Here is a 4,827-nt window from a genome sequence, read left to right as displayed (position 1 = left end):
AGATTTTCTAAAATACAGCAGTTTTAAAGTCGGAAGTTTTGTTGTTTACTATTTGTAAACCGCAAGATTTTCGGCTTTCTTTTTTCAAATAAATGCTAATTTTTGCTGGGTTTTGCGAAAATCATTCTATTTTTGAAGGCAATTAAATCCCAATTACATTTTTTACAAAATATATGGAAACTACCAAAATTATCGAATTATTGAGTTATACCTTACCTTCATTAATTACAGGAGGCGTGGCGTACTTTTTATTCAATTCGTACTTCAAAGACCAACAACACACCCGAAGATGGTTGAACCAAAAAGAAACACAAAAGCAAGCATTACCGCTACGATTGCAAGCCTACGAGCGACTTTCATTGCTTTTAGAACGCATCAATCCGTCGAAACTTTTGATTCGGGTTACTCCAATTTCAACAGATAAAAACGATTATGCAGATTACCTAATTGCATCCATCGATCAAGAATTTGAACACAATTTGACGCAGCAAATTTATGTTTCTACAAGTTGTTGGGGTTATGTAGTAACCGCCAAAAACGCTACCATTCAAATGATTCGAAAGGCAGCTGCAACATCAGAAATTTCTACAGCAAATGAATTACGCGAATTGATTTTAAAAGAATTATTCGACAAAGACACACCAAGTAATGCCGCTTTGGCGTTTATAAAGGATGAAGTGAGTGATTTGTGGTAATTGAAATGAAGAATTTTGATGAAAATTTCCCTCAAAAATACTGCATTTCCACAGCATTTGCCCATTTGTGATTTGGCTGTAAAACCTTATCTTTGCTAGCTTACAAAAACACAACTACTATGAATCTCTTGAACGAATTGAATGCGGTGTCGCCCATTGACGGTCGCTACAGAAGCAAAACGATGAACCTTTCGCCTTATTTTTCGGAAGAAGCCTTGATTAAATACCGGGTTTTAGTTGAAATTGAGTATTTCATCGCGTTGTGCGAAATTCCGTTGCCGCAAGTACAAGACGTTGATCCATCTGTTTTTGAAAAATTGCGTGACATTTATCGAAATTTTTCTTCCGAAGATGCTCAATCCATAAAAGACATTGAGAAAACCACCAATCACGATGTAAAAGCAGTGGAATATTTTATCAAAACTGCCTTTGATAATTTGGCGTTAAGCCAATATAAAGAGTTCATCCACTTCGGATTGACTTCGCAAGACATTAATAATACCGCCATTCCGCTTTCGACCAAGGAAGCTTTTGAGAATGTCTATTTAAAAAGTTTAGTGGCTTTAATCAGTAAGCTCAAAGAATTGAGTCAGGATTGGGCAAATATTCCGATGTTGGCACGAACGCACGGTCAGCCGGCCTCTCCTACCCGTTTGGGCAAGGAAATTGCCGTTTTTGTAGAACGCTTGGAAGAGCAAATGCGAATGTTATTTACCATTCCGTTTGCGGCAAAATTTGGTGGTGCTACCGGAAATTTCAATGCCCATCACGTGGCCTATCCTCAAATCGACTGGAAAAAATTTGGAACTGATTTTGTGGTTGGAAAATTAGGTTTGCATCATTCTTTTCCCACTACTCAAATTGAACATTACGACCATTTTGCAGCCTTTTTTGATGCTTTAAAAAGAATCAATACCATTATAATTGACTTGGATCGTGACATTTGGACGTATGTTTCGATGGACTATTTCAAACAAAAAATCAAAGCGGGCGAAATTGGTTCGTCAGCTATGCCGCATAAAGTAAACCCGATTGATTTTGAAAATTCAGAAGGAAATTTGGGCATAGCCAATGCTATTTTCGAACACCTTTCGGCCAAATTACCGTTGTCTCGTTTGCAACGCGATTTGACCGACAGCACGGTTTTGCGAAATATTGGCGTCCCGATGGGCCATACCTTAATTGCTTTTGAAGCCACCTTGAAAGGTTTGAAAAAATTATTGCTCAACGAACCCAAATTTGAAGAAGATTTAGAAAAAAATTGGGCGGTAGTTGCCGAAGCGATTCAAACGATTTTACGTCGCGAAGGTTATCCCAATCCCTATGAAGCCTTGAAAGGATTGACGCGAACCAATACCGTGATTGACAAAAATGCTATACATGCATTTATTCATACCTTGGAAATTTCTGAAACCATTAAAACAGAATTGCTTGCTATTTCTCCGAGTAATTATTTGGGCGTGTAGCACTTTTCACACTTAAAATTTATCCCTCTCGTAACAATCATTTTACGAGAGGGATTTTTTAATTTTAAGTTAAACTCTGTTTTAAAATTTAGTATTGTATTTGGTTTTTATTTATCTTTCGGCAAACCCAAAAATTTAACCTGTGATTCATTTTTTCTCTACGTTTTTGTTAACGGCCGGTACTACTTCTCATCTTAAACCTTTGATCAGTGATTTGGGTTTGATTTTGATGACGGCAGGAATTGCGGTGCTTTTGTTTAAAAAAATCAGGCAACCTTTGGTTTTGGGTTATTTGGTTGCTGGATTTTTGGCAGGAAATAACTTTCACTTTTTTCCATCAGTGGAAGACAAGGCAGGTGTAGAAACTTGGGCAGAAATCGGAATCATATTTTTGCTTTTCAGCCTTGGGTTGGAATTTAGTTTTAAGAAGTTGATGAAAGTGGGAGGTTCGGCTTCCATAACGGCTACGACCCAAATTATTTTTATGGTCATATTGGGTTATTTTGTCGGCATGTTGATGGGGTGGGAGAAAATGGACAGTATATTTCTAGGAGCGATTTTGGCCATTTCGTCGACAACCATAATTTTAAAAACCTTTGATGAGCTCGGTGTAAAAACACAAAAATTTGCCGGCATTGTATTAGGTTCACTGATTGTGCAAGATATTGTGGCTATTTTAATGATGGTTTTGTTATCGACAATAGCGGTAAGCCAGCAGTTTTCAGGAAGCGAATTACTGCTGTCCATTTTAAAATTGGTGTTCTTTTTGACTTTGTGGTTTATTGGTGGTATCTTTTTTATTCCAACATTATTGCGCAAAGCAAAAAATCTGTTGACCGACGAAATGACTTTGATTATAGCCATTGCCTTGTGTTTGATGATGGTAATTTTGGCTTCCAATGTGGGTTTTTCGCCGGCTTTGGGTGCTTTTATAATGGGTTCTATTATTGCTGAAACGACGCAAGCCGAAAATGTAGAACATTTGGTAAAACCAGTAAAGGATTTGTTTGGGGCGGTATTTTTTGTATCGGTAGGAATGTTGATTGATCCCAACACATTAATTGAATATGCAGCACCCGTTTGCATTTTAACGTTGGTTACCATTTTTGGACAATCAATTAGTTCCACAATTGGAGCATTGGTTTCGGGTCAACCCCTCAAGCAGTCCATTCAAACAGGGATGAGTTTGTCGCAAATTGGGGAATTTTCATTTATCATTGCTACTCTTGGAATGACGCTCAAAGTGACCAGCGATTTTCTATATCCGATAGTAGTAGCTGTTTCGGCCGTTACCACTTTTACAACGCCTTACATGATTAAATTTGCGGTTCCTTTTTCAAATTTTATCGAAAGTAAAATTCCAAAAAAATGGGCAAAAACAATCGATCGTTACAGTTCAAATTCTGTTTCTATAAAATCAGCAAGTAACTGGCAAATAGTATTGAAAGCATATTTAACTCAAGTAATTATTCACTCAGTTATTATTGTTGCCATCATCCTGCTTTCTTCGCAATATATTTTACCGTTGGTCGAAGATTCCCGTTATGGAAATGCACTCGCAGCGGTAATTACATTGGTTATTTTATCGCCATTTTTCTATGCCCTTTCGCTTCGACGTGTTGCAAAAACACAGGTAGACGAGTTGATGAAAATTCGAAAATACCGTGGTCCTATAATTATGATGGTGCTTTTACGAATGTTGTTGACTTTATTTTTTCTTGGTTTCCTACTCAATACTTTTTTCTCTCCTGTTATCGCATTGATTGCATTGGTAGTTGCAATTGGGACTTACATTTTGTTTCCAAAAAAATTGAATGATCAATACCATAAAATAGAGCGTCGTTTTGTAGAAAACCTGAACGCTCGTGAAATTATCCAAGCCAGTAAAAGCAGAAGTCACCTGACGCCTTGGGACGGTCACATGACAACATTTGACATTGCAAAAGAATCTAATATTGCTGGGAAAACGCTCGACGAACTGCAACTTCGCGAAAATTTAGGAATTAATATTGCGTTTATCAAACGGGGTGAAATTACGATTGACATTCCAAATAAAGCAGAACGATTGTTTCCAGGTGACGAAATCTGTGTTATCGGAACGGATGATCAAATCACTAAGTTTCAGGAATATCTGGACCAACACGAATTTGAAATTCCAGAAAAGGCTTTGGACAACGATATTATCTTGAAACAATTGGAACTTCACAACGAACTTTTTATTGGCAAAACCATCAGGGATTCGCAAATTAGAGAAAAAACCCGCGGAATGGTTGTGGGAATTGAACGGGATGGCAAACGCTTCTTGAATCCTGATTCTACGCTATTATTGCAAGAAAACGACATTTTGTGGATTGTGGGAAGCAAAAAGATGTTGCAAGAATTTTTTGCAGATAGAAGAGCGAAGAATTCGGTTTAACTAAAAACGAACACCCCTGATAAAAAATTGCACGCAAATACAGATTGTAAATTATTCCATGAGCAGTTTAAAATTTAACTTTTACTCGTGATGCTTTTAATAACTTAAGTTATTGCTCAGATTAAATGTCTTATTTTAAAAATTTATATGCATATCCTTTTTTAATCATACTCCTGTAATACTTGCTATCACTAGTCTATCGAAGATTTTCTCACCAAAATATCTGCGATTTAGCTTATAAACAAACTCG

General features: G+C 36.9%; 3 protein-coding genes. All 3 read left to right on the top strand.

The genetic code is table 11. The features are described from left to right. Window positions 1–173: 173 nt before the first annotated feature. The 3 genes from ACIQ2X_RS13795 to ACIQ2X_RS13785 all read left to right on the top strand — a co-directional run bounded on the left by ACIQ2X_RS13795 (window position 174) and on the right by ACIQ2X_RS13785 (window position 4,577). Window positions 174–695: a hypothetical protein gene (locus tag ACIQ2X_RS13795; protein WP_396179516.1), complete on the top strand. Its 522-nt coding sequence runs from the start codon at window positions 174–176 to the stop codon at window positions 693–695. 119 nt (window positions 696–814) lie between these two features. After that, on the top strand, window positions 815–2,161 hold the full coding sequence (gene purB / locus ACIQ2X_RS13790) for an adenylosuccinate lyase (RefSeq protein WP_396179515.1): 1,347 nt from the start codon (window positions 815–817) through the stop codon (window positions 2,159–2,161). Between the two features lie 229 nt (window positions 2,162–2,390). Further along, on the top strand, window positions 2,391–4,577 hold the full coding sequence (locus ACIQ2X_RS13785; protein WP_396179517.1) for a cation:proton antiporter: 2,187 nt from the start codon (window positions 2,391–2,393) through the stop codon (window positions 4,575–4,577). Window positions 4,578–4,827 lie beyond the last annotated feature (250 nt).

Source organism: Flavobacterium sp. (genome assembly GCF_044368625.1).
GTDB lineage: Bacteria > Bacteroidota > Bacteroidia > Flavobacteriales > Flavobacteriaceae > Flavobacterium.
This window is presented reverse-complemented; position numbering and strand designations above follow the sequence as displayed.